The 234-nt window shown below is 41.0% G+C and carries 1 protein-coding gene; it reads right to left on the bottom strand.

Annotated features, from left to right (window positions below; all coding sequences use genetic code 11):
- Positions 1–234 (bottom strand): hypothetical protein (locus SB749_RS20990; protein ID WP_410712022.1); only part of this gene is annotated, 234 nt, incomplete at both ends.

Raw genomic sequence — 234 nt, 5'->3', positions numbered from 1 at the left:
AACTTCTTCAACCAGCACTTGATTTGGGCAGGAAAAGCAATTTAATAAGTCTGCACAGGCAAGATGGGTCATGTCAACGCTATCGATAGAGGCCTTTCGTCGAAAACGGTCACCATGATTATCAAAGGGATCTTTGCAACCTGTACCTAAGGGCGTTTTTTGACCATTTCCAGATTTAGCATAACGGTTTACGAATTCATCATAGGGTAGTATTTCTAGATTCATTTGCTCAAG

The organism is Brevibacterium sp. SIMBA_078 (assembly GCF_046534565.1).
Classification (GTDB): domain Bacteria; phylum Actinomycetota; class Actinomycetes; order Actinomycetales; family Brevibacteriaceae; genus Brevibacterium.
This window is presented reverse-complemented; position numbering and strand designations above follow the sequence as displayed.